Below are 24,454 nucleotides of genomic sequence, written 5' to 3' on the forward strand. Positions count from 1 at the left end.
CGGATTCGTACGGCGTCCAGTGTCCCCCATGCCCGCCCCCGGCTCCGCACGTGTCCCCCGCACCCGGCACCCGGCCCCCGCCCCGCCTCGCCTCGCACGTGATCCCTACACGTCGGTGACCCGCAGGCCCGCGTGCGCCTTGTAGCGGCGGTTGACGGAGATCAGGTTGGCGACGAGCGACTCGACCTGGTGGGCGTTGCGCAGGCGGCCCGCGAAGACGCCCCGCATGCCGGGGATGCGGGCGGCGAGGGCCTGCACGGTGTCGGTGTCGGCGCGGCTCTCGCCGAGGACCATGACGTCGGTGTCGATCTCCTCGACGGCCGGGTCCTGGAGCAGGACGGCCGACAGGTGGTGGAAGGCGGCCGTGACCCGGGAGTCGGGCAGGAGCGCGGCGGCCTGCTCGGCGGCGCTGCCCTCCTCCGGCTTGAGGGCGTACGCGCCCTTCTTGTCGAAGCCGAGGGGGTTCACGCAGTCGACGACGAGTTTGCCCGCGAGTTCCTCGCGCAGCGCTTCGAGGGTCTTCCCGTGGCCGTCCCAGGGCACGGCGACGATCACGATGTCGCTGCGCCGCGCGCACTCCGCGTTCTCGGCGCCCTCGACGCCGAGGCCCAACTCGTCGGCGGCCGTCCGCGCCCGCTCGGCCGCGCGGGAGCCGATGATCACCTTCTGGCCCGCGCGGGCCAGCCGGTAGGCGAGGCCGCGCCCCTGGTCGCCGGTGCCGCCGAGGACGCCGACGACGAGCCCGGACACGTCGGGCAGCTCCCAGGGGTCCTTGGCGGGCGCCTTCGCGGCGGCCTTCTCCGAGCCGTTCTGCACACTGTCTGTAGAGGTCATGGGGCGACCTTACTCATCGGTCACCGGCTCCCCGGCGAGTTCCCCCACCGGTATCCGGCGGAACGTGATCGTCTCGTAGGCGCTGAAGTCACCCGTCTCGTAGAGGAGTCCGACGGTCCGCCCGTCGACGCGCGCGAGGTCGGAGTAGGCGGCGGGAAGTCCGTCGACCGTGTGGGCGGTCCGCCAGGTGGTGCCGCCGTCGGTGGAGCGGCGCACGGTCATCAGGGCGCGGAAGCCGGGGTCGGCGGGGCCGGAGAAGAGGAGGACGTCGGGGTCGCGGAGCTGCAGGAGGCTGCCCTCGACGACGGGGCCGGGGAGTCCCGCCTGCGGCCGGAAGGGCTTGCTGAGGCTCTGGCCGCCGTCGTGCGAGTGGGCGTCGCCGCGGGTGCCGGGGGCCGGGGAGTCGTTGCGGGTGTTGAAGTAGAGGCGTCCGTCGGGGAGTTCGGCGGCGGTCGTCTCGTTCACGTTGATGTAGCCGTTGGTGTTGTCGTCGACGTAGCCGATGCGCCAGGTCGCGCCCGCGTCGTCGCTGAGCAGGCAGTGACCGCCGTTGTACTTGCCCTCGGTGCCGTTGTCGGTGCCGGCCGGGGGCAGGGAGTGGTTGGCGGGGACCACCACGCGGCCGGCGGCCAGCTGGACGGCGTGTCCGGGCGTGGTCGCGTACCAGCGCCAGTCGGCTCTCTTCACCTGGCCGGTGATCTCGCGCGGCGCCGTCCAGGTGAGGCCGTCGTCGTCGCTGTGCTGCACCCAGACGCGGCGCCCGTTCGCGGCGGAGACCTTGCCGCGGCGGATGGCGTCCTCGGTGGCCGCGGCGGCGTTCCTGACCTGGACGAGGAGGATGCGCCCGGTGTCGAGGACGACGGGGGCGGGGTTGCCCGCGAGGTCGGTGCCGTTCTTGCCGACGACCTGGAGCGGGCCCCAGGTGCGGCCGCCGTCGGACGAGCGTTTGAGGACGATGTCGATGGTGCCGAAGTCGTCCTGGGAGCCGACGCGGCCCTCGCAGAAGGCGAGGACGGTGCCGGCGGGGCCGGTGACGAGGGCGGGGATGCGGAAGCTCGCGTATCCCTCGCGGCCCGCACGGAAGGGAACAGATGTCTCAACAGTCATCCCCCGCCCTTCCCCAACCCGGGGGAATTCCCCGTGAACTCCCGGTGACGACTGGCGCGTTGGGGCAGGATGCGACGCCATGGATGCCGTACGGGTCGCGCTGCTGCGCGAAGTGCTCGCCGGGACGGAGTGGGTCGGCGCCACGCGCCGCTTCGCGGGGACCCTGCGCTCGTCGGTGGTGCCGCACGGCGGCGGCCTGCTGCTCGTGGGCACCGCGCAGTACGAACCGTGGCACCTGGCCGCACACCTGGTCGACGAGGCCGCCTGGTCGGGCACGCCCGAGCTCACCCCGACGCTGGTGCGCCACCGGGTCCTGCCGACGGACCCCGCGCACCTGTCGACCGGGCTCGGCCGGATCGAGGCGGCGCGGCGCGGCGAGACGCTGCTCGTCGTGGCGCCGGACGCGCCCGCCCCCGAACTCCTGACGCGGGTGCACGACGCGCGGCGGGCCGGGGCGACGGTGCTCGCGCTCGGCTCCGGGGACCGCGACCTGGACGCCCTCTCGCACGAGGCACTGGCGGTGCCGGAGACGCCCGAGCTCGACCTCGACATGGTCCAGCACCTGGTGAGCGCGGCGGCCGGGGAGAACGCGCTGCCCGAGGCACGGGGCCGCAGGCGGCTGCGCGACCGGCTGTCCCGCCTCGCCGATCAGCTGACGTCACCTCCGCCGACGCGCTGGTGACCGGATCCCGCTCCCCATGGCCCGGCGGCCGGGAAATTCGGTTGCCCACCACACCGGCCGCCGCTGATCATGGCTTCTCGTGCCCCTCTCCACGGTCCTGCCCGACCTCTCCCCCTGGCGCTCCACCCGCGACTTCCGCCTGCTGTGGGTCCAGGGCCTCGTCACGTACTTCGGCAGCTTCATGGCGCTGGTCGCCCTGCCGTTGCAGATCAAGGACCTGACGGACTCGCCGGTCGCGGTCGGCGCGATGGGCGCCGTCGAGCTGGTGCCGCTGATCGTCTTCGGGCTCTACGGCGGCGCCCTCGCCGACGCCGTGGACCGCCGCAAGGTGATCCTGCTGACCGAGGCGGGGCTCGGTCTGCTGGCCGTCGTCCTGCTGGTGAACGCGCTGCTGCCCCAGCCGCTGCTGTGGCCGCTGTACGTCGTCGCGGCGGGCGTCTCCGCGCTGGCCGGGCTGCAACGGCCCGCCCTGGACTCGCTGATGGCGCGGATCGTCCCGCACGACCAGCTGACGGCCGCCGCCGCGCTGAACTCGCTGCGCTGGAACGTGGGCGCCATCGCCGGCCCCTCGCTGGCGGGCCTGGTCGTCGCCTACGCCGGGCACGCCTGCGCGTACGCGATCACGATCGCGGGCTTCGCGGTGTCCGTGCTCCTGTGCACGCGCCTGTCCCCCGCGCCCGCCGCGCACGACGCGGAGAAGCCGTCGCTGAAGGGCCTCGCGGAGGGCGCGCGGTACGCGTGGTCGCGGCCGGTGCTCCTTGGGACGTACGCGATCGACATGGCGGCGATGTTCTTCGCCTTCCCGAACACGATCTTCCCGTTCCTCGCGGACGACCTGGACGCGGAGTGGTCGCTCGGCCTGATGTACGCGGCGGGCGCGGTCGGCTCGCTGCTGTTCAGCCTCACCAGCGGGTGGACCTCGCGGGTGCGGCGGCACGGGCTGCTCGTGGTGTTCGGCGCGGCGGGCTGGGGCCTCGCGATCACCGCAGCGGGGTGGGTCTCCGACATCTGGGTGGTGCTCGGCTGCCTGGCGCTCGCGGGCGCCGGCGACATGGCGAGCGGACTCGGCCGCTCCACCATCTGGAACCAGACCATCCCGGACGAGCTGCGCGGCAGGCTCGCCGGGATCGAGGTCCTCTCGTACAGCGTGGGGCCGCAGCTCGGCCAGGTCCGCGCGGGCGCGGCGGCGGGCTGGACCGGCACGCGGTCCGCCATCTGGTCGGGCGGCCTCGCCTGCGTGGCCTCGGTGGGCATCCTGGCCGCGGTGCTGCCGCGGCTCCTCTCCTACGACGCGACGACCGACCCCGACGCGGCGCGGCGCCGCGAGAAGTCCCGGGCGTCGCGGCCGGAGCCGGCGCCCGAACCGGCGCCCGAGCCGACCGCCCCCTAGACAGGTGCTTGCCGGCGGGCGCTCACGGCCGGGCGCGGGGCGCCCGCGGGGTCACTTGTCCTCGTCCCCGGTGACCTTGTCGTGCCAGCGGGGGTCGTTCTCCCACTCCAGGTTGCGGTCCTGGGCCGTCTCCATCGCGTGCCGGGCCTCCTCGCGCGAGGCGTAGGGGCCCATGCGGTCCTTGCCGGGGCAGTCGGGGCCCTCCTCGACCTTCCCGTGCTCCAGGCAGTAGAACCACTCGCCCGGCTTGCCGACCGTCTTCTTCTTGAACAACGCCATGCCCCGCTCCTTTCCGTACCCGATCCCCTACCCGATCGGATCACGTTCTCTCAGGCCATGCTGCCCCACCGCGGCTGGCTAGACTCGCCGGCATGTCTGGCCAGTCACCGCTCGTTCCAGGGGAGCTCTCTCCCACCCGTTCCGTACCCGGCGCCATCAGGCGCCCCGAGTACGTGGGGAAGCCCGCGCCGACCCCGTACACGGGGCCGGAGGTGCAGACCCCCGAGACCGTCGAGCTGATGCGGACCGCGGGCCGCATCGCCGCCCGCGCCATGGAGGAGGCCGCGAAGCACATCGCGCCGGGTGTGACCACCGACGAGCTGGACCGTGTCGCGCACGAGTACATGTGCGACCACGGCGCCTACCCCTCGACGCTGGGCTACCGGGGCTTCCCGAAGTCGCTGTGCAGCTCGGTCAACGAGGTCATCTGTCACGGGATCCCGGACTCCACCGTCCTGAACGACGGCGACATCATCAACCTCGACGTCACGGCGTACATCGGCGGTGTGCACGGCGACAACAACGCCACCTACCTGGTCGGCGACGTCGACGAGGAGTCGCGGCTGCTCGTGGAGCGGACCCGGGAGTCCCTGGAGCGCGCCATCAAGGCCGTCAGGCCCGGCCGCCAGATCAACATCATCGGCCGTGTCATCGAGTCGTACGCCAAGCGCTTCGGCTACGGCGTGGTGCGCGACTTCACCGGTCACGGCATCAACTCGTCCTTCCACTCCGGGCTGATCGTGCCGCACTACGACAGCCCGCACGCCACGACCGTCATCCAGCCGGGCATGACGTTCACGATCGAGCCGATGCTGACGCTCGGCACGTACGAGTACGACATGTGGGAGGACGGCTGGACCGTCGTCACCAAGGACCGGAAGCGGACCGCCCAGTTCGAGCACACGCTGGTCGTGACGGACACCGGCGCGGAGGTCCTCACGCTGCCCTGAGGCCGACGGCCCCGTCGCGGGCACCCGCCCGCGGGCACCTCACAGAGATCCGGATCCGGCGGGGATCCGGATCTCTGTGGTTTCCCGGGCCCGGGACGGGTAGGTTTTTTACCGACAGGACGTCGGGAACCAGTTGACTTAGGTAAGCCTAACTTGACATGATCTGCAGGGGTCGCACCGGTTCCCGCCATCCCGTCAGCCCTCGGCTCCCCCTTGGAGGCCCCGCATGGACACGGCGCTCACGCCCTTCTCGACGGTCATCCGCACCGCGTCGCACGAGCAGCACACCGAGGCCGAGACCTCGACCTTCATGAGCGACCTGCTCGGCGGCAGGCTCGGCGTCGAGGCCTACGCGCGCTACACCGAGCAGCTGTGGTTCGTGTACCGCGCCCTGGAGGACGGTGCGCAGTCCCTGCGCGAGGACCCCGTCGCCGGACCGTTCATCCGGCCCGAGCTGGCGCGCGTCGGCGAGCTGGAGCGCGACCTCGGCCACCTGCGGGGGCCGGACTGGCGCGCGGGCGTCACCGCGCTGCCCGCCACCGAGGCGTACGCGGCGCGGGTCGCACAGTGCGCGCGCACCTGGCCCGGCGGCTACGTCGCCCACCACTACACGCGCTACCTCGGCGACCTCTCCGGCGGCCAGATCATCCGCGGCAAGGCCGAGCAGACCTGGGGCTTCGACCGCAAGGGCGACGGCGTGCGGTTCTACGTGTTCGAGGGGATCTCCAACCCGGCGGCGTTCAAGCGGGGTTACCGGGAGCTGCTCGACGGGATCGACACGGTGGTCACGGACGAGCTGGAGCGGAAGCGGATCGTCGACGAGTGCAAGCGCGCGTTCGCTTTGAACACGGCGGTCTTCCGTGAGCTGGGGGAAGAGTTTCCGCTGAGCGCCTGACGGGGCAGGGGCCCGGGGGCGCTGCCCCCGGGGCCCCGCTCCTCACACGCCGGAGGGGCTGAGATCCGGGCCGGTCAGCTGCACCCTGCCGCCCACCTCGATCATGTCTTCCGGACCCGGCGCCGTCAGGATCTGCGCACCGCGTCCTTGCGTGATGTTGAGGGCGCGGTTCAGTTCGTGCGTGAGCAGGAGTGCGGCCGCGCCCGTCGCCTCGTCCTCGTCGATTCCGTCGTTCCGGCCGGGGAAGGCCCGCGCGCGCACGCGCCCCGCCGCCTCGTCCTCCCAGGCCCAGGCGTAGATCCACTCCCCCGGCGGGGGCACGTCGAGCGCGTCGACCTCCGCCGCCGTCGCGTACCGCCGCAGCGTCCTGGCCGGCGCCCACTCGGCCCGCGCGGTGATCCACGTGAACTCCCCGTCCTGGCGCGCCTCCACCACCCCCGCGGGCGGGCGAAGTTCGGGCACGTCCAGGAGCCAGGCCGTGCCGACGCAGGGGTGGCCCGCGAAGGGCAGCCGCAGGGTGGGGGTGTAGATGTCGACGACGCCTCGCTCGGGGTCGTCGACGAACACCGTCTCGCTGTAGCCGAGCTTCGCCGCGAACGCCTGCCGGTCCTCGGGTGCGCGCAGGCGGGCCCCGTCGCGCACGACACCGAGTTCGTTGCCGTGCCGACCGTCGGGCCCGCAGAAAACACGTAGGACGTCGAGTGCGAGTGGTTCAGTCACCCGCGCATTGAAGCATCACACCGCCTCGGCGCCCCGGCGGCGTCGCGCCATGACCACCGCGCCCGCGCCCGCCGCCAGGGCCGCGCCCGCCGCGCCGAGCAGCGCGGTGGAGGGGACGGAGGAGCCGGTCTCCGCCAGCTCGCCCGCGCCGCCGACCGAACCCGAGCCGGCCGTGCCGGAGCCCACCGAGCCCGAGCCCTGCGCGGAGGTGCCGCCCGCCTGCCCGTCGTCCGCGGTGTCCGCCGGGAGCGCGGCGCCTGCCCGGGAGGAGAGCGCGACCGTCACCGGGTCGAGCTTCTCGCCCGGCCGGTACGGGGAACCGGTCGTGTCGTTGGCGAACTGCTTCGCACCGGCCGCCGTGAGCGTCGCGGGCACCTTGTTGAGCGTGACCACGCCGTTCTTCGGCTTGTACGAGGCCTTGGAGAGGTCGAGCGTCGCGAACTTCACGTCGTCGCTGGTGCGCTCGGGCGTCTTGACGTCGACGAGGAGGGTGCCCTTGGAGCCGTTCGCCCGCACCTTGAGGTCACTGAACCTCATGTCGATGCCGTGCGCCTTGTACGTGAAGCGGACGCTGCCGCCGAAGGAGGCGTCGACCTTCTTGGCGCCGGAGTTCACGGTGGCCTTGGCGTACGGGAACGTGTAGCCGCTGGAGACCTTCTTGGCGCCGCCCGCGACGGTCGCCTTCCCGCCGGTGGAGATGTACTTGCGGAAGGACTCCTTCAGGCCCCAGGAGAGGCTGCCGTCGACGACTCCCGCGGGCTTCCGCGAGCCGGACGGCCGGATGGACTTGGTGGGGTCCGCCGTCGGCTTCGCGCCCGTGGGGGGCTTGGGGTCCTTGGTGGGCTTGCCGGGCGGGGTGGGGGCCGGCGCGGGCTGCTCCGCCACCGGGCCGCCCGCCGTCACCGTGAGCGTGGCCGGGTCGAGCTTCTCGCCCGCCTCGTACATGCCGTTGAACGCCTTGGCGCCGTCCGCGGTCAGCGTCGAGGGGATGTCCTTGAAGACCATCGCACCGCCCGCGCCCTCGCCGGGCCTGACCGCGCTCAGATCGAGCTTGGCGAGGTCGATGTCGTTCTGGACGGCGCCGTTGAGCGTCACGTCGGCCCGGATGGCGCCGGTCGTGCCCTTCGTGCGGACCTTCACGTCGGCGATGTCGATGTCGAAGCGGTGGAGCGTGGAGGTGAAGCGGACGCCGCCCTTGAAGGCGGCTTCGGTGGCGTGGGTGCCGGTGTCGTACGTGCCCTTGCCGCCGCTGAACGTGAACACGCCGTTGCCCGCGGCCTGCTTGGCGCCGCCCGACGGCACGATCTTGCCGTGGGCCATGCCCACCACGTACGTGCGGAAGGACTCCTTCAGGCCCCAGTCCAGGGTGCCGTTCTTGAGCTCCAGCTTCGGCGGGGCCGCCTTCTCGCCGTCGGCGGCGAAGGCCGGCAGCGTGAGGGCGCTCGCGCCGAGGGCGACGGCGGTCGCGACGGCTGCCGCGAGGGTGGTGGGACGGCGGGTGGCGGCCATGATCAGGGTTCTCCTTGGGAGAGAGGGGGTGAAGGGGGTGGCGGTGACCGGGGGGTGGTCAGGAATCGCCGGGGGTGGAAGGTGAGCCGGGGGTGGACGCCGAGGTGTCCGTGGCGGCGCGCTTCTTGCGTACGACCGCGAAGGCGACCGCCGCGGCGAGCAGCACCGCGACGCCCGCGCCGACGCCGATGGGCACGGCGTTCGACGAGGAGTCGGTGGACTTCGCGGCGTTCTCGGTCTTCGGCCGCGCCGCCATCTCCTGCTTCGCTCCCGGCTTCGCGGACGAGCCGAGGTCGGGCAGCGCGGGCAGTTCCGCGTCGGCGTCGAGGGCGACGGCGAGGGAGAGCGGGTCCATGGCGGAGCCCGCCTTGTACATGCCGCCGAACGCCTTGGCGCCGTCGGCGGTGAGCTCGGAGGGCGCCTCGGTGAGGGAGACGAGGCCGTCCTTCGGCCGCACGTCCTTCGCCGCGAAGGTGACGAGCGGGGCGTTCTTCACAGCGGTGCCCCGCTCGCCCGGGCTGTCGACGTCGGCGAAGAGCGTGCCCTTGCCGTCCTTCACCCCGACGGAGACCTTGCTCAGCGTCAGGTCGAGGCCGTGCTCGCCGGTGAAGCGGACGGACCCGGCGAAGTCCGCGTCGAGGGCCCGCTTCTTCGCGTCGTACGTCCCCTCGCCCCGGGGGAAGCGGAAGAGGGCGCCGCCGTCCTGGGCACCGGCGGACAGTTTCCACTCGCCCTTGGCGATGGGGCCGGTGACGTACTCGCGGAAGGTGCGGCGCACGCCCCAGTCGACGGCGGCGTCCTCGATGCGGCCCGCCCCGGTCTTCTTGCCCTTGTTCTTGTCCTGGCTCTGGTCCTTGCCGGCGGACTTGTCGGTGTCCTTCTGGCCGGTGTCCTTCTTGCCGCCCCCGGACTCCGCGACGAGGTCCGTGGACAGGCTCACCGGGTCGAGCGCGGTGCCCGCCGTGTAGTACCCGGCGAACGCCTTCGCGCCCTGCGAAGTGAGTTTCGCGGGCAGGTTGTTGAGGGCGATCGGGCCGGTGCCGCCCTTCATGTCGATGCCGGAGAGGTTGAGCGCGGCGAGCGGGACCTGCGGGGTCGAAGTGACCTTGCCGGTGCCCTTCTGCTTGCTCACCATGTCGGCGTAGAGCGTGCCGGAGCCGCCGGTGACCTTCACCGTGGGGCGGCTGATGGTGAGGTCGAGCTCGTACGCGCCGCCCTTCTTGTGCCCGGTGAAGCGCACCCCGCCCGAGAATCCGGCGCTGAACTCGCCGCTGTCCGGGTCGTAGGAGCCCTTCGCCGAGTGGAAGCGGAACCGGCTGCCGCCGACCGTGGCGGCGCCGCCCCGCAGCGTCGAACCGCCCTGGGCGATGGGGCCGGTGACGTAGCTCTGGAAGGACGATTTGATGCCCCAGTCCAGCCGTCCGCCCTGGACCGTGCGGTCCTCGGCGTGCGCGGCGGCCGTCGGGAGCAGGGCTCCGACGAGCGCGGTGAGCACGGCCACGGCTCCGGCACGGCCGGTGGCGCGCGCCTTTCTGGACGACGGCATGGGAGACCCCTCCAGGTCTGGCGAATTAGGTAAGGCTAACCTAAACTACGATCACTCCGGACTGGAACCCCCCAACCCGGAACCCGGGCGCCGGGGCCTCGTAAACCGGGAGGCGCGACGCACCGGTCGGACCTCAACAGCACGACAGGACGGTGGACTTCGGTGCGTAAGCCGCGCTCACTCCGTATCGCCGGCGCGTGGGCCGCCGTTCTCGCACTCGGGCTCGCCGGGTGCGGGGCCTCCGACGACGGCGGCCCGGCGACGGCGGACACGAAGGCCGGGGCGAGGGCGGCGGCGCACGCGCCGGACCGGGTCGAACCGCTGGGGACCCGCCCGAAGGCCGAGCTCCCCGCGACCGTCACCTCCGCCGACGGGCACAAGGTGACGGTCGAGGACACCAGCCGCATCGTGCCGCTCACCGGCAGCCTGAACGAGATCGTCTTCACCCTGGGACTCGGCGAGAACGTCGTGGCCCGCGACATCACCGCCACCTTCGACCAGGCGAAGAAGCTGCCGGTGGTGACACGTGCGCACGACGTCTCGGCGGAGAGCGTCCTCTCACTGAAGCCGACCGTCGTCCTCGCCGACACCACCACGGGACCCGCGGAGGCCGTCGACCAGATCCGGGACGCGGGCATTCCCCTCGTCGTGTTCGACCCCGCCAAGAGCCTCGACGACGTGAGCCCGCGGATCGAGGCCGTGGCGAAGGCCCTGGGCGTTCAGAGGCCGGGCGCCGAACTGACGCGGCGCACCCAGAAGCGGATCGACGCCGTCCGCGAGGACATCCCCGCCGCGGCCCGCAGGAAGAAGCCCCGGGTCGCCTTCCTCTACCTGCGCGGCTCGGCCTCCGTGTATCTGCTGGGCGGCCGGGAGTCCGGGGCGAGTTCGCTCCTGGAAGCGGCGGGCGCCGTCGACGCGGGCAAGGAGTCCGGGCTGACGAAGGACTTCACGGCGATCACGAGCGAGGCGCTCGCCAAGGCCGCGCCGGACGCGATCCTCGTGATGACGAAGGGCCTGGAGTCGGTGGACGGCGTCGACGGACTCCTGAAGGTGCCGGGCGTCGCCGAGACCCCCGCGGGCCTGGACCGCCGCATCGTCTCGGTCGACGACGGCGTGCTCCTCAACTACGGCCCGCGGACCGACCAGGTACTGAAGTCCCTGGTGGACCAGTTGTACGGGGACGCCGAGTGAGCCTGTTGACCAAGCCCGCGGGCCGCGCGGCCGCCGCGCCCCCCGAAGAGACCCCCGGGACCCGGCGCGGCGCGGCCGTCCCCCTGACCGTGGGCCTGATCGCCGCTCTCGTCGTGCTCTGTCTGCTCTCCGCAGGCATCGGCGCGTACGGCATCCCCCTCGGCGACGTCCTCTCCTCCGTGCAGCACCGCATGGGGCTCGGCGGCTCCGCGCTGGACCGCGTCGGCGAGAGTGTGCTGTGGAACGTGCGGCTGCCGCGAGTCGTGCTCGCGCTGCTCGTCGGCGCCTCGCTCGGCTGCGCGGGCGCCCTGATGCAGGGCGTGTTCGGCAACCCGCTCGCCGAGCCGGGCGTCATCGGGATCTCGTCGGGTGCGGCGGTCGGCGCCGTCGCCTCCATCGCGCTCGGCCTGAGCTTCTTCGGGAACTGGACCGTCACCGTCTGCGCGTTCGTGGCCGGGCTCGCGACGGTCCTCCTCGTCTACGCGATGTCGCGCGAGGGCGGCCGCACCGAGGTCGTCACGCTGATCCTCACCGGCATCGCCGTGAACGCCTTCGCGGGGGCGCTCATCGGCCTGTGCATCTTCTTCGCGGACAACGCGCAGATCAGCCAGATCACCTTCTGGCAGCTCGGCTCGCTCGCCCAGGCGACCTGGCCCAAGGTGCTCGCGGTGCTGCCGTGCGCGCTCCTCGGTCTCGCCGTCGCACCCTTCTGCGCCAGGAAGCTGGACCTGCTCGCGCTCGGCGAGCGGCCCGCGCGGCACCTGGGCGTGGACGTGGAGCGGCTGCGGCTCGTGCTGGTTCTCGTGGTGGCCCTGCTGACGGCCGCCGCCGTGGCCGTCGCCGGGATCATCACTTTCGTCGGCCTCCTCGTACCGCACCTGCTGAGGATGGCCGCGGGTCCCGGGCACCGCTTCCTCGTGCCCGGCAGCGCGCTCGGCGGAGCGCTGGTCCTCGTCGCGGCCGATCTGGCCGCGCGCACGGTGGCCGCGCCCGCCGAGCTGCCGCTGGGGGTGCTCACCGCCCTCTTCGGCAGCCCGTTCTTCTTCTGGCTGCTGCGCAGGACCCGTCGCAGGCAAGGGGGTTGGGCATGATCGGGCAGTTGAGCAGGCGGCTCTTCGCGGGGCGCCAGAAGGCGCTGCCGGGTCCGAGCGCCGCCGGGGACGTGCTCGCCGAGGCCGAAGGCCTGCGGGTGCGGCTCGGCGGGCGCGAGGTGCTGCGCGGGGTCTCGCTGGCCGCCCGCGCCGGCGAGGTGCTGGCCCTGGTCGGCCCCAACGGGGCGGGAAAGTCGACCCTGTTGGCCGCTCTCGCCGCCGACCTGCCCGCCGCCGAGGGCGTGGTACGCGTCTGCGGGCGACCCGCCGCCGAATGGGCCGCGCCCGAACTGGCTTTGCGCCGCGCGGTGTTGCCGCAGTCCGCCGCGCTCTCCTTCCCCTTCCCCGTCGAGGACGTCGTCCGCATGGGCCGCGCACCCTGGGCCGGCACCGGACTTGCGGACGACGACGACAGGATCGTGCGCGAGTCGATGGCCGCGACCGAGGTGGGCGACTTCGCCGGGCGCCCCTTCGCCGCGCTCAGCGGCGGCGAACGGGCCCGGGTCGCGCTGGCCCGGGTCCTCGCCCAGCGCACCCCGCTGCTGCTGCTCGACGAGCCGACCGCCGCGCTCGACCTGCGCCATCAGGAACTGGTCCTGCGGATCTGCCGGGAGCGGGCGGCGGCCGGGGACGCGGTCGTGGTGGTCCTGCACGACCTGGGGCTCGCGGCGGCGTACGCGGATCGGGTCGCGGTGCTGCGCGGCGGGAGCGTCGCGGTGGAGGGCGCACCCGTCGACGTGTTCGAGGAGGGGCTGCTCTCCGAGGTCTACCGCCAGCCCGTGGAGGTCTTCCCCCACCCGCGCACCGGCGCCCCTGTGGTCACTCCGCTCAGAGGCGTGAATTCCCCTTCTTGACCGCTGCTTTACCAGGTCATGGGCGCGCCATCGGCCCGTCGTGATCGCTCCGTGAGGGGTGACCGGGTGTGAGAGCTGAATCACGGAACGGGCGGGTATCACCGAGGTAAGGCAGTTAAGTCAGGTCCGCCTCACCGGCCTGCGGTGGGGCCGGCGCCTGCCCGTGAACCGTTCTGGAGCCCTCTGGGCGACCCGTGCGACCCGCCCGCATCTCCGTCGTCACCGCCGTCGCCACCGTGGCCGCCCTGACCGCAGTCACCGGCTGCACGGAGAAGAGCGACGCCAAGAGCGGCGGCGCGAACAGCGTGAGCGTGACCGCCACCGAAGCTCGCCAAGGAACTCGACAAGCAGTTCGCGGCGCTGGACGAGCTCCTGGCCAAGCACCGCGAGGGCGGCGCCGGCCCCTACGCGTACACGTCGCACGACAAGGTCGGCAAGGCCCGCAGCGGCGGCGACCTGTGCGTGCAGGCCTGCGCGGACGACTCGCAGGTCGCCGTGCACGCCATCCGCAACCTCGCGCGCATCGGCTTCGGCAAGGTCGTCGTGCGCTGGTCCCAACTGGGCTTCGGCAAGACCTCGTCGACGACGCCGGGCGCGCAGACCCCGCGTAACCTCTTCGGTTTCAAGGACGGCACGCGCAACGTCTCCGGCGACGACGCGGCCGCCCTGGCGCGCCACGTGTGGGTCGGCGAGAAGGACGGGCCCGGCCGGCTGGCGGGCGGCTCCTACCTCGTGGCGCGCCGGATCCGCATGAACATCGAGACCTGGGACCGCACCCCGCTCGGCGAGCAGGAGGACATCTTCGGCCGCGACAAGGGCGAGGGCGCGCCGGCCGGCCGGGCCAAGGAGCACGACGAGCCGTTCCTGAAGACGATGAAACCGGACGCGCACGTGCGCATCGCGCATCCCGACGCCAACGACGGGGCGAGGATCCTGCGCCGCGGCTACTCCTTCACGGACGGCACCGACGGCGCCGACCGCCTCGGCCGCCTGGACGCGGGGCTGTTCTTCCTCGCCTACCAGCGGGACGTCCGCACGGGATTCATCCCGGTCCAGCGCAACCTGGCGCGTTCCGACGCGCTCAACGAGTGCATCCAGCATGTGGGTTCCGCGGTCTTCGCGGTCCCGCCGGGCGTCCGCGGCAAGGACGACTGGTGGGGCAGGGGCCTGTTCGACGGGGAGGCGTGAGGCCGGTGTTCGGCAACTCTCTGATCGGGCTGCGCGAGGGTCCGGAGGTCAGTCTGGTCGTCTGCATCCTCATCGCGTACCTGGTGAAGACGGAGCGGCGGGACGCGCTCCTGCCCGTCTGGGCGGGCATCGGGGTCGCGGTGGCGCTGGCGCTCGGGTTCGGGTGCGCGCTGACCTTCGGCTCGCAGGAGCTGACGTTCGAGGCGCAGGAGGCGCTCGGCGGCTCCCTGTCGATCGTCGCCGTGGGCCTGGTGACGTGGATGGTCTTCTGGATGCGGCGCACGGCACGGCACTTGAAGGCCGAACTGCACGGGAAGCTGGACGCGGCCCTGCGGGTGGGCACGGCCGCGCTGGTGGCGACCGCGTTCCTCGCGGTGGGCCGGGAGGGCCTGGAGACGGCGCTGTTCGTGTGGGCCTCGGTACGGGCCTCCCACGACGGTTCGCACGCGCCGCTGATCGGCGTGGTCCTCGGTCTGCTCACCGCGGTCGCGCTCGGCCGGCTGTTCTACAAGGGCACGGTCCGCATCAACCTCGCGAAGTTCTTCACCTGGACCGGCGCGATGCTGGTCGTGGTGGCGGCGGGGGTCCTCGCGTACGGCGTGCACGATTTGCAGGAGGCGGAGTTCATCGGCGGCCTGCGGGACAAGGCGTTCGACATCAGCGCGACGATCCCGCCGGACAGCTGGTACGGCACGCCCCTGAAGGGCGTCCTCAACTTCCAGCCCGACCCGACGGTCGTCCAGGTCGTGGTGTGGCCGGCGTACCTGATCCCGACGCCGGCGTTCTTCTTCACGCCGGGCCGGGGCGGGGCGGGCGGGTCCCGCACGGCTCCCGCGTCCGCGAAAGCAACAGTTGCGGAACAGCGCTGAACCGGCCACTTGTGGCCCGAACTGGCGTGCCTATGATCGTCGTTCACCAGTTGTTCGACATCTGAGGATCCCCCCATGCGTAACTCCCGTTTCGGGAAGAGCCTTGCCACGCTGACCGCGGCGACCGCCGTGGCGCTCGGCGCCTCGCTCATCACGGCCCCCTCCGCGTCGGCGGTCGGCGGCAGTGCCTGCACCAAGAACGTCAAGAACCACAACATGATGGTCATCAACGTCGGCGCCACCGCGCACTCGGGCCCCGGCCAGAGCTACAGCAAGCGCAAGACGCTGCAGTGGATGGACCAGGTGTACGTCCGTTGCTACACGGTCAAGCGCGGCACCCAGTGGTACTACGGCGACCTGCCGGGCACCAGCAAGCGCGGCTGGGTCGACTCGATGCTCCTCCAGGAGATCTGACCCGCACGGCGCACCCCTTGCCGGGCCCGATAAGGTTCGGGCCCGGGAAGGGGTAGGTGAAGGAATTCCGATGAGCAACGTTCGCAGGGTCCGGGGTCTTCGCCGGCCCGTCATGGCATCGGCCGCGGTCACCGCTCTCGCGCTGTCGGCGGGCGGATGCGTGACCGTGCACGGCGAGCGCGAGATCGTGCCCTCGGCCACCAAGTCCGAGGCGGCCAAGGCGCTCAAGGACTTCCTCACCGCGTACAACAAGGCGGACAGGGCCTACGATCCGACCCTGGACGCGGCCCGCATCACCGGCCCGCTGGGCGCCATCAACCAGGCGGGCCTGAAGTCGCGGAAGGTCCAGAACCCGGGCGGCAACCCCAACGCGACGCCGCTGAAGCTGACGGACGTGACGTACTCGATCCCGAAGAAGGCCGGCTGGCCGCGCTGGTTCCTCGCCGACTCCAAGGGCTCCCGCCGCTCCGACCTGCGCTGGCTGTGGGTCTTCACCAAGACGGGCCCCGACCAGCTGTGGCGGGCGACGTACCTGAACCTGGTGTCGCCGCGGAAGATGCCCGAGCTGAAGAAGGACAAGGACGGCTGGGCGGAGCCGGTGGCGGCGGGCGCGAAGGATCTCGCCCTGGCCCCCTCCGACCTCGGCAAGGAGTACACGTCGTTCCTGAAGTCGGGCGGCGACGCCTTCGCACCCGGCGACCACACGACCCGCTGGAAGGCGTTCCGCGACCGGAACTCCAAGCGGGCCGGCCTGGCCGTGCAGTACATCGACGAGCCGCAGAACGGCGGCGCCTTCGCACCCGTGGGGCTGCGCACCGCGGACGGCGGGGCGCTGGTGTTCTTCTCCACGCACCACTACGAGAAGCAGACCGCGTTCAAGGGCCTGAGCCCGAAGGTCGACCCGGACGCGAAGGCCCTGCTCAAGGGCGAGGTGCGGCAGTCCCTGATGCTGGACCGCGTCTCCAACCAGGTGGTCGTCGACCCGAAGAAGCCGGGCGGCGACAAGGTCGCGTTCCTGGGCCGCATCCAGGGACTCACGGGCGCCAAGGGCGAGTAGCAGCCGCGCCCGCCCTCGCGGTGGGGCTCAGCCTCCCGACGGCCAGGCGGCGACATCGTGCTGCGGCTCGCCCGCGACCCTGGCGCACTCGTCGGTGAGCGTCTCCAGGAGCGTCAGCGGGTCGGGCAGCGGGTGCTCGGGCCCGCGGACCCAGCGCACGTCCAGGTCACCGGGCAGGCGGGCGGGCGGCACCAGGACGTAGGAACCCCGGCAGTGCCAGCGGAGCCCCGGGTGCTCGTCCATCGTCTCGGGGTGGCAGTCCAGCTCGCACGGCCACCACTCGTCCTCGTCCTCGGGGGTGCCGCGGGTCGCGGTGAAGAAGAGCATCCGGTCGTCGCCCGACTCGGCGACGGGCCCCACCTCGATGCCGGCGGCGAGCAGGCGCTCCAGGGCCTCGCGCCCCGCGCTCAGCGGCACGTCGAGGACGTCGTTGACCATGCCGGTCGCGGTGATGAAGTTCGCCTGCGGCTGGTGGCGGGCCCACCGCTCGATCTGGCCGCGGTCGGTCGTGGACTGCGTCTGCCAGGCGAAGGAGACGGGGTGCCGGGCGGGGGTGGGGCAGCCGATGCGGTCGCACGAACATCGGTACCCCGACGGATACGCGGCCGGGGCGAGCGGCAGCCCGGCCGCCGCGGCGGCGAGCAGCAGGTCCTCGCGGACCAGGTCATCCCCGGCGGTGTCCTTGGGACGCCGGCGGAACCACTGGGAAATCCTGCCCTGCTTGCCGGACCGGCTGCCGAACTCCGCGCCCATCTAGCCCCTCACCTCGCCGTTGTGCCGAAAGCATGACCCATGGTCCCACCATCCTGCGCCTCGGGGGGGCCGGAGCCCACATCCGGGGTGGGCGGGTGACGCCGACTGCCGACGACATAGCGCGTCATTCCGGGCGAAGAACGGATTTACCTGCCTACCGTGGGCGCCATGGTCATTAGGACTGTGCTGACGGGCCTCACGGCGCTGACCCTCACGGCACCGAACGGCTTCCTCGCACCGATCGAATGGGGCGGTGGTCCGCTGACCGTGGACGCGCTCCCCCGCGTCGTCTACACCGCACACCGCGGCGGAGCCCTGGAGGTACCGGAGAACAGCATGTCGGGCCTGCTCGCGGCCTTCGAACGGGGCACCGCCCAGGTCATCGACTTCGATACGCGGATACTGCGCGACGGGACCCTGGTGGTCATGCACGACGACACCCTGGACCGCACCACGTACGCGTCGGGCCCGGTGAGCAGCCTGACCCGGTGGGAGTGGCTGGGCGTCCGGCTGCGCCCGGGGACCACCCTGCCCGGCAACTGGCGCCCGGAGCGGCCGCCGACGGTCGCGGAGGTCCTGGACCGGTTCGGCGGGCGGATCATGCTGATGCTGGAGGCCAAGGACCCGCGGAGCCTCAAGCCGCTGGCCCACCTGATCCGCGGCCGGGGCCTGACCCGTTCGGTCTTCGTGAACACCAACAGCCCCGCGGTCGCCCACCGCGCCCACCAGCTGGGCCTGCTGGCGCAGCTGTGGCGCTCCAAGACGCAGATGCGCACGGACCGGCCCGAGACCTGGGCGCCGTTCGTGGACGTCCTGGACGTGGACTACAAGGCGTACGACGGTGACCTGCTGCGCGCGGTGAACTCCGGCGTCCCTCGGGTGTGGGCGCACACGGTGACCACGCCGAAGCAGCGCGACCGGGTGCTGTGGCTGGGCTGCAACGGCGTGATCACGGACGCTCCCGGCCTGCTCTCCCGCACCCCGATCAAGAAGTACAAGCCGATCCAGGCGGTCCCGCCGGTCGCGGCACCCCCGCTCACCCGGGCGGCTCCACCCACCCGGGCGACCCCGCGGGCCACGGCGGTGGCGCCGCGCAGGACGCCGGCTAACGCGGCGTGATGCCGTAGAGCGCGTACTCGACGACCGTGTCGGCGTAGGCGTGGGTGAGGGGGCCCGACCGCATCAGCCAGCGCTGGGCGAGCGGGCTCGCCCACAGTTCGAGGGCGATGCGGGGGTCGATGTCGGGCACGACGTGACCCGCCTCCCTGGCCTGCTCCACCCGCTTCACGAAGAGCTGGAGCTGGGGCTCGAGGAGCTTCTCGACGAACTCGGCGCCCAGCTCGGGGTTGAGCAGCCCCTCGGCGGCCAGCGCGCGGTAGGGGGCGTCGTACTTGGGGTCGTTGAACTCGTCGACGGTGGCCCGCATCACGTACTTGAGGTCGGCCTCCAGGTCCCCGGAGTCCGGGATCCCGGTCTCGGCCCCCTCCTTGCCCGCGTTCTCGCTCGCGGCCTGCGAGGCCTGCTCGGCGAGGTCGAGGAAGGCGTCGAGCAGGACGGCCCCCTTGGACGACCACCAGCGGTAGATCGTCTGCTTGCCGACGCCCGCGCGGGCCGCGATGGCCTCGATCGTCAGCTTGGCGTAACCGACCTCGCCGACGAGGGCGAGGGCGGCGTCGTAGATCGCGCGGCGCGAACGTTCGCTGCGGCGCGTGGAGTCAGGGGCGGTCTTCTGGGCCATGCCGTCGAATGTAGCAGCGACCGAACCGAGACGTACCGTCTCAAAAAGACGCCCCGTCTCGCGGTGGGCCGTGTGCGCGGGCGACATCATGACCATCTCTGTAACCACCCGTTCGGTTCACAGCGCGAAGGCTCCACGACACCGCACTATGGGCTTCAACTGCCCCACCAAGGGCGGCAATGACCCTGCGGTACGTGAGGAGCCTTCTTTGTCCCGTAGTCCTCGCTCTCCTCGGCGCGCCACACCCCGGCGCTATCTGATGTGCCCACCGGCACACTTCAAGGTCACCTACTCCATCAACCCCTGGATGGACCCCGCCAAACCGGTCGACGTCCCCCTCGCCGTCGCCCAGTGGGAGGACCTGCGCGACCGGTACCGCTCGCTCGGCCACACCGTCGAGGAGCTCACCCCCCGGCCCGGCCTGCCCGACATGGTCTACGCGGCGAACGGCGCGACCGTCGTCGCGGGCCGCGTACTCGGCGCCCGCTTCGCCTACCGCGAGCGCGAGGAGGAGGCCGCGGCCCACCTGGAGTGGTTCCGCGACCACGGCTTCGCCGAGATCCACGAGCCCACCCACATCAACGAGGGCGAGGGCGACTTCGCCGTCACCTCCGCCTACGTCCTGGCCGGGCGCGGCTTCCGCGCCAGCCCGCTCTCGCACGGCGAGGCGCAGGAGTTCCTCGGCCGCCCGGTGATCGGGCTCGATCTGATCGACCCCCGCTACTACCACCTGGACACCGCACTCGCCGTCCTGGACGACGCGGCGGACGACGTCATGTACTACCCGCCCGCCTTCTCGCCGGGCAGCCGGGCGGTGCTGCGGCGGCTCTTCCCGGACGCGCTGATCGCCGAGGAGCCCGACGCCGTGGCGCTCGGGCTCAACGCCGTCTCCGACGGGCTCCACGTACTGCTCCCGCAGGCCGCGGTCGGGCTCTTCGAGCCGCTGCGCGCCCGCGGCTACGAACCCGTCCCGATGGACCTGAGCGAACTGCTCAAGGGCGGCGGCAGTGTGAAGTGCTGCACGCAGGAGCTGCGGGCCTAGGGCCTAGCCCGCCTGCCGCTGCCCGCTCTGTCCGGCCCGGGCCGGGCAGAGCCGGCGCGGCGCGTCGTCGCCCTTGAGGCGGGCGTCGACGCAGCCGCCCGGCAGGCCCTCGTACGCCTTGGTGCCGAAGTTGGCCGTCACGGTCAGCTCGCCCCCGCCGAACACCGTGCGCTGGACCGTGCGGTCGGCGGTCAGCCGCCGGAACGAGGTGAGGCGCTCGGCGCCCGCGGCCTTGTGCAGAGGTGAGAAGTACTTCTGGAGGACGGCCAGTTCGGCGCCGTGCGCCGTGAGCGAGGGGCCGTCGAGAACGTAGTTGAGGGGCGTGTTGTAGAGCATCGCGAGCAGCGCGCGGTCCCGCTTCTGGCGCGGCAGCTTCTCGTACGCGAGCTCCCAGCGCTCGGTGTTGACGAGCGAGCCGTGCAGCGCGCTCTCGTAGAGCGGGACCCGGTAGCGGGGGTCGTACATCGCCTTGGCGAGGCCGGCGGGCAGGTCGACCGGCTTGAAGAAGATGCCGGGGGCGCCCTCCGGGTAGTAGCCGCCCCACTTCTCGCGGTCCTTCTGGAGCGCCCACAGGCCGTCGGCGACCGGGGTGCCCCCGCCGTGGTCGAAGGCGAGCACCTGGTTCGCCCAGGCCTGGGCGGTCTCGGAGCCGAGCACGAGGCCGTCCTTTCCGTACGCCTCGATGCGCTTCATCCGCGCCAGGCGGTTCTGCCGGTCCCCGGCCTTGGTCATGCGGTGGCCCTTGCCGTGGTCGCGGAAGAGTTCGCCGGTGGCGTCCACGTCGAGGAAGTAGCTGTCGGCGCCGTTGGCCACCATGGAACGGGTGCGGTCGGCGAGGTGGTGCTTTTCCGGCTCGGCCCGTTCGAAGGCCTGCGAGCTGAGGTAGCAGCCGCGGCCCCCGAAGCCGGTCTCGGGCTCGCCCTCGGCGTCCCGGACGCAGAAGTCGGGGTAGACGGTGCCGGGCCAGGCGGAGGTGGGGCTGTCGGCGCTCTCGGGGTCCTGGCCGTTGGCGAAGGAGTCGTAGGGGCCGACCAGGTATCCGGCCTTCTTCGCGGCGCTCACGGCCGCCTTGTCCATGGGGCCGGGGCCCGCGTCGTAGCCGAGCCACATCCGGTCGACGCCGAGCTCGCGCAGTCGCCCGACGCCGGCCGCCGTGCGGGCCGTGCCCCAGGTGTAGGCGTGGAAGGCGCCGAGGAGCTTTCCGGTGGCGGGGTTCTTCGCGATCTTCCGCCGCAGGCTGCCGAGCCGGCCGCGTTCGGCGAGGTAGGAGCGGTAGTCGGCGGCGGGCGCGACCGCGTTGCCGTCGGTCAGGGAGAACGCGACCGTGTAGCTGCGGGTGCCGTCACCCGCGTCGAAGGCGTGCTCGGCGGTGGCGCGCAGCCGGCCCTTCGGCGCGGTGAAGCCGAGGGTCGTGCCGATGTCGTCGGGGGTGAGGTAGCTGACGCCGGTTTGCTGCCCGAGGGAGTAGCCCCACAGCGGCAGCGTCAGGCCCTCGCTCATGTCGACGCTGCTGCCGGCGAGCTCTCCCTCGCCCTTGGTCCAGAACGCGTCCGCGACGGGGATGTCCAGGCCCTCGCCGCGCGGGAGTTGGAGGGCGGAGGCGGTGGCGTCGGTGCCGGTGACGGGCCAGCTGACGGAGGTGTCGCGGTGCGCCTTCAGGCGGACGGAGAGGCGTCCGTGGTCGGTGCGTGCGGTGACGTCGATGCCGCGCTCGGGGTAGCTCCAGCGGGCCCGGCCCGAGCCGGTGCGGGTCACGGGGCCCGGCTTGCCGAGGTCGGTGCCCGAGGCGGCGGAGAGGGTGAGGTCGCGGCCGTCGCGGGTGTGGGCGCGGACGGCGAGCGAGGCGGTGTCGACGAGGGCGGTGCCGCCGTCGACGGCGAGTTCGACCTGCCGGCCGTGCGGCTGCTCGGCTCCGGCGGTGAACGCGTAGGCGGTGGTGCCCGCGGCGGTGACGGCCAGCGCGACGGACAGGGCGAGGAAACGGGTCTCCGACCGCCTGCGGGCGTGGCCGGGAGAACTGATCTTGGATGGCATGAAGATGTGGATAGTCGCCGGGTCTAAGAACCTCTTAAGAAGAGGGGCAGTTCAGCCACCTGGCCGAGGACGTGCTAACAATACGGGCGCACAGGTACACCGACCGTCTTGTGCGAACACGTCACGACAACCAAAAAGTTGGGTCCACGGGGGCCCAGGGGGAAGAGGTATCAGCGCTGTGAATCGCATGCGCACGTCCGCCGCAGTTCTGGCCACCGCGGGGGCGCTCACCGCGGCTCAGCTCGGCCTCGCCGGGTCCGCGTCCGCGGCCACCGGTCCGACGGCACCGAAGGCCTCGCCGCGGGCCGTCGCCAACTGCCCGATCGACATCATCTACACGTCCCGGTTCCACATCGACCGGAACGGCTGGGTGACCAACGGCGGACTGTACTTCGGCATCAAGAACAAGAGCACGAAGAGCTTCAAGAAGGTCACCTTCACGGTGACCAACGTCAAGAACGTCCGCTTCGGCAAGGCCACCCCCACGGGCGGCAAGGTCACCCGCAGGACGACGAAGACCGTCTCGGTCTACGACAAGAGCTTCGCCGGCAAGGCGAAGCTCGGCGTCAAGATCCGCACGCACCTGCTCAACACCCGTTCGTACAAGGTGAAGTTCTCCGTGCGCGGGACCGGCTGGAACTGCGCCGTCAACCAGGGCACCTGGGGCGCCTGACGGGCTAGGGCCGGGGCCGGGGCGGCCACGCGTCGCCCCAGTCCGCGTCGCGCGCGGCGCGGTAGAGGGGGCCGTGGCGCTTGGTCACGGTCTCCCTGCGCAGCTCCTCCTCGGCCCCGCACAGGTCGAGGAGGACCTGGCCCTTGCGGATCTGCGGGCGGCGCACCACCCGGGAGGGCGCGGGGTCCGGCGCGAAGCGGACCGCCGCGACATAGCTGAACTTCTCGTCCTCGTACGCCAGTGAGCCGCCCTTGACCTGGCGGTGCAGGGACGACCTGCTGACCCGCGCGGAGAAGTGGCACCAGTCCTTGCCGGGCTCGATGGGGCAGGCCGAGCTGTGCGGGCAGGGCGCGGCGATCCGGAAGCCCGCCGCGATCAGCCGCTCGCGTGCCTCCAGGACGCGCGTGTAGCCGTCGGGGGTGCCCGGCTCGATGATGACGACGGCCTGGGACGCCGCCTCCGCCGCCGCGTCGACGACGGAGCGCCGGTCGTCCCCGGTCAGCTCCCCGAGAACGTACGACACCGTGACGAGATCAGTGCTCTCGATGGCGAGCGATGCTCCGATACGAGAGCGCTGCCACCGTGCACTGCTCAACTGAGGTGATGCGTCCGCCAGTTCGCGCCCCAGCGCCAGCGCCGGCTCGGCCCAGTCCAGGACCGTCACGGGCCGCTCCCCCGCCCAGGTCGCCGCGACCGCCCAGGTCGCCGCGCCGGTCCCGCCGCCCACGTCCACGTGGCTGCCGGGCGCCCAGCCCCCGGGCGCCGCGTCCGCGAGGGCGTCCAGGGCGGCGCGCACCGCCTCGAAGGTCGCGGGCATCCGGTAGGCGGCGTACGCGACGACGTCCGCGCGGTCGCGCAGGATCGGGGCGTCGGTCGGGGTACGGCCCCGGTAGTTGGCGATCAGCCGGTCGACGGCCTGGGTCGCCTGCCGGGGCGGGAGGCCGTCAAGGAGCCCGGCGAGGGCGGTGCGCAGGGTCTCGGCCGGGGAGGCTGGGGTTGCCGGGGAAATCGGGGCGTTCACCCCGTGATTCTACGGGGGTAGGAGGGACCCGGGAGCCGAAGGTGAACCCTGCGGGAGGAAGCGTGATGAGTACAGAGGCGCGGCGGGCCCGGGTGGCCGACCATTCCGCGATCGTCGAGCGCGTGCGGAGCTGGTGGGGCGACACGCACTCGCCCGAGCAGTCCCGTGAGCTGTCGATGCTGCTGCCGAAGCTGTTCCTGCAGTTCTTCGCGCACACGAGCCTGGTCGTGGAGCGGGACGGCGGCATCGAGGCGTTCCTCGTCGGGCTGCACTCCCCTGATGAGGCCGCCGGGGGCGACGGGGCCGCTGATGCGGCCGGCGCCGCGGCCCGCGTCGCGTACATCCACTTCGTCGGCGTCTCCCCCGATCTGCGCGGGCAGGGCGTGGGCCGGGGCCTGTACACGGAGTTCTTCCGGCGGGCCGCCGCCGCGGGCCGCACGGAGGTGCGGGCGATCACCTCGCCGCGCAACACCCGGTCCGTCGCCTTCCACCGGGCGATGGGCTTCGCGCTCGAACCGGGCGACCGCGAGGTCGACGGGCTGCCCGTGCACAGCGACTACGACGGGCCGGGGCAGCACCGGGTCTGCTTCCACCGGGCGCTGTAGCGCCCGCCGTAC

At 72.4% G+C, this 24,454-nt stretch carries 25 protein-coding genes; 15 read left to right on the forward strand and 10 right to left on the reverse strand.

Features of this window, described 5'->3' with window-relative positions; translation table 11 throughout:
* Positions 1–105 precede the first annotated feature (105 nt).
* Together npdG and ACZ592_RS28555 are read right to left on the reverse strand one after the other, a co-directional pair.
* Positions 106–834, reverse strand: a complete 729-nt coding sequence (gene npdG / locus ACZ592_RS28550) for an NADPH-dependent F420 reductase (RefSeq protein ID WP_471584520.1) — start codon at positions 832–834, stop codon at positions 106–108.
* 9 nt (positions 835–843) lie between these two features.
* A complete protein-coding gene (locus tag ACZ592_RS28555) occupies positions 844–1,941 on the reverse strand; it encodes a sialidase family protein (protein WP_471584521.1) in 1,098 nt (365 codons plus the stop codon).
* A 79-nt stretch (positions 1,942–2,020) separates the two neighbouring features.
* Between ACZ592_RS28555 and ACZ592_RS28560 the strand changes: the two genes are divergently transcribed.
* A complete protein-coding gene (locus ACZ592_RS28560) occupies positions 2,021–2,623 on the forward strand; it encodes a hypothetical protein (protein WP_471584522.1) in 603 nt (200 codons plus the stop codon).
* A gap of 79 nt (positions 2,624–2,702) precedes the next feature.
* Complete coding sequence (locus tag ACZ592_RS28565) at positions 2,703–4,013, forward strand: MFS transporter (RefSeq protein WP_471584523.1); 1,311 nt, start codon at positions 2,703–2,705, stop codon at positions 4,011–4,013.
* Between the two features lie 51 nt (positions 4,014–4,064).
* On the opposite strand, the gene ACZ592_RS28570 is transcribed toward ACZ592_RS28565, so the two are convergent.
* Positions 4,065–4,292, reverse strand: a complete 228-nt coding sequence (locus tag ACZ592_RS28570; protein WP_471584524.1) for a hypothetical protein — start codon at positions 4,290–4,292, stop codon at positions 4,065–4,067.
* Positions 4,293–4,384: 92 nt separating this feature from the next.
* On the opposite strand from ACZ592_RS28570, the gene map reads away from it, so the two are divergent.
* Together map and ACZ592_RS28580 are read left to right on the forward strand one after the other, a co-directional pair.
* Positions 4,385–5,242: a type I methionyl aminopeptidase gene (gene map / locus ACZ592_RS28575; RefSeq protein WP_471584525.1), complete on the forward strand. Its 858-nt coding sequence runs from the start codon at positions 4,385–4,387 to the stop codon at positions 5,240–5,242.
* Positions 5,243–5,468: 226 nt separating this feature from the next.
* A complete protein-coding gene (locus ACZ592_RS28580) occupies positions 5,469–6,137 on the forward strand; it encodes a biliverdin-producing heme oxygenase (protein ID WP_471584526.1) in 669 nt (222 codons plus the stop codon).
* Between the two features lie 42 nt (positions 6,138–6,179).
* On the opposite strand, the gene ACZ592_RS28585 is transcribed toward ACZ592_RS28580, so the two are convergent.
* Genes ACZ592_RS28585 through ACZ592_RS28595 form a run of 3 tightly spaced genes read right to left on the reverse strand, consistent with a single transcriptional unit; the run spans position 6,180 to position 9,912 of the window.
* Entirely contained in the window at positions 6,180–6,857 is a 678-nt protein-coding gene (locus ACZ592_RS28585; protein ID WP_471584527.1) for a PhzF family phenazine biosynthesis protein, read from the reverse strand.
* Positions 6,858–6,872: 15 nt separating this feature from the next.
* Positions 6,873–8,366 (reverse strand): HtaA domain-containing protein, encoded by a 1,494-nt coding sequence (locus ACZ592_RS28590; RefSeq protein ID WP_471584528.1) that lies wholly within the window; start codon positions 8,364–8,366, stop codon positions 6,873–6,875.
* Positions 8,367–8,424: 58 nt separating this feature from the next.
* A complete protein-coding gene (locus tag ACZ592_RS28595) occupies positions 8,425–9,912 on the reverse strand; it encodes an HtaA domain-containing protein (RefSeq protein ID WP_471584529.1) in 1,488 nt (495 codons plus the stop codon).
* A 162-nt stretch (positions 9,913–10,074) separates the two neighbouring features.
* Between ACZ592_RS28595 and ACZ592_RS28600 the strand changes: the two genes are divergently transcribed.
* The 7 genes from ACZ592_RS28600 (at position 10,075) to ACZ592_RS28630 (ending at position 16,576) form a co-directional block, all read left to right on the forward strand.
* A complete protein-coding gene (locus tag ACZ592_RS28600; protein WP_471584530.1) occupies positions 10,075–11,103 on the forward strand; it encodes a heme/hemin ABC transporter substrate-binding protein in 1,029 nt (342 codons plus the stop codon).
* 5 nt (positions 11,104–11,108) lie between these two features.
* Entirely contained in the window at positions 11,109–12,194 is a 1,086-nt protein-coding gene (locus ACZ592_RS28605; RefSeq protein WP_471584816.1) for a FecCD family ABC transporter permease, read from the forward strand.
* Entirely contained in the window at positions 12,191–13,048 is an 858-nt protein-coding gene (locus tag ACZ592_RS28610) for a heme ABC transporter ATP-binding protein (protein ID WP_471584531.1), read from the forward strand. Before ACZ592_RS28605 ends, ACZ592_RS28610 begins: the two co-directional genes overlap by 4 nt.
* Positions 13,049–13,420: 372 nt before the next feature.
* Positions 13,421–14,236, forward strand: coding sequence for a Dyp-type peroxidase (locus tag ACZ592_RS28615; RefSeq protein ID WP_471584817.1), 816 nt, complete (start codon positions 13,421–13,423; stop codon positions 14,234–14,236).
* Positions 14,237–14,241: 5 nt separating this feature from the next.
* Positions 14,242–15,105 (forward strand): iron uptake transporter permease EfeU, encoded by an 864-nt coding sequence (efeU, locus tag ACZ592_RS28620; RefSeq protein ID WP_471584532.1) that lies wholly within the window; start codon positions 14,242–14,244, stop codon positions 15,103–15,105.
* A gap of 75 nt (positions 15,106–15,180) precedes the next feature.
* Complete coding sequence (locus ACZ592_RS28625; RefSeq protein ID WP_471584533.1) at positions 15,181–15,519, forward strand: hypothetical protein; 339 nt, start codon at positions 15,181–15,183, stop codon at positions 15,517–15,519.
* A 70-nt stretch (positions 15,520–15,589) separates the two neighbouring features.
* A complete protein-coding gene (locus ACZ592_RS28630; protein WP_471584534.1) occupies positions 15,590–16,576 on the forward strand; it encodes an SCO2278 family lipoprotein in 987 nt (328 codons plus the stop codon).
* Positions 16,577–16,603: 27 nt separating this feature from the next.
* On the opposite strand, the gene ACZ592_RS28635 is transcribed toward ACZ592_RS28630, so the two are convergent.
* Positions 16,604–17,329, reverse strand: coding sequence for a bifunctional DNA primase/polymerase (locus ACZ592_RS28635; protein ID WP_471584535.1), 726 nt, complete (start codon positions 17,327–17,329; stop codon positions 16,604–16,606).
* 168 nt (positions 17,330–17,497) lie between these two features.
* Here ACZ592_RS28635 and ACZ592_RS28640 point away from each other — a divergent pair, with 168 nt between their 5' ends.
* Positions 17,498–18,448 carry a glycerophosphodiester phosphodiesterase gene (locus tag ACZ592_RS28640; RefSeq protein WP_471584536.1) on the forward strand — a complete coding sequence of 317 codons (951 nt, stop codon included), beginning with the start codon at positions 17,498–17,500 and terminating at the stop codon, positions 18,446–18,448.
* On the opposite strand, the gene ACZ592_RS28645 is transcribed toward ACZ592_RS28640, so the two are convergent.
* Positions 18,435–19,067: a TetR/AcrR family transcriptional regulator gene (locus ACZ592_RS28645; RefSeq protein WP_471584537.1), complete on the reverse strand. Its 633-nt coding sequence runs from the start codon at positions 19,065–19,067 to the stop codon at positions 18,435–18,437. The two genes, ACZ592_RS28640 and ACZ592_RS28645, sit on opposite strands and share 14 nt — an antisense overlap.
* Positions 19,068–19,275: 208 nt before the next feature.
* On the opposite strand from ACZ592_RS28645, the gene ddaH reads away from it, so the two are divergent.
* Positions 19,276–20,109, forward strand: coding sequence for a dimethylargininase (gene ddaH, locus ACZ592_RS28650; RefSeq protein WP_471584538.1), 834 nt, complete (start codon positions 19,276–19,278; stop codon positions 20,107–20,109).
* A 3-nt stretch (positions 20,110–20,112) separates the two neighbouring features.
* Here ddaH and ACZ592_RS28655 read toward each other — a convergent pair whose 3' ends face one another.
* Positions 20,113–22,143, reverse strand: a complete 2,031-nt coding sequence (locus ACZ592_RS28655; RefSeq protein ID WP_471584539.1) for a glycoside hydrolase — start codon at positions 22,141–22,143, stop codon at positions 20,113–20,115.
* 187 nt (positions 22,144–22,330) lie between these two features.
* Here ACZ592_RS28655 and ACZ592_RS28660 point away from each other — a divergent pair, with 187 nt between their 5' ends.
* Complete coding sequence (locus tag ACZ592_RS28660) at positions 22,331–22,816, forward strand: hypothetical protein (protein ID WP_471584540.1); 486 nt, start codon at positions 22,331–22,333, stop codon at positions 22,814–22,816.
* A 4-nt stretch (positions 22,817–22,820) separates the two neighbouring features.
* Here the strand turns inward: ACZ592_RS28660 and ACZ592_RS28665 are convergent, their stop codons facing one another.
* Complete coding sequence (locus ACZ592_RS28665; protein ID WP_471584541.1) at positions 22,821–23,837, reverse strand: small ribosomal subunit Rsm22 family protein; 1,017 nt, start codon at positions 23,835–23,837, stop codon at positions 22,821–22,823.
* Between the two features lie 65 nt (positions 23,838–23,902).
* On the opposite strand from ACZ592_RS28665, the gene ACZ592_RS28670 reads away from it, so the two are divergent.
* Complete coding sequence (locus ACZ592_RS28670) at positions 23,903–24,442, forward strand: GNAT family N-acetyltransferase (RefSeq protein ID WP_471584542.1); 540 nt, start codon at positions 23,903–23,905, stop codon at positions 24,440–24,442.
* The last annotated feature ends 12 nt before the right edge of the window (positions 24,443–24,454 follow it).

It is taken from the genome of Streptomyces sp. NPDC040622, assembly GCF_055593965.1.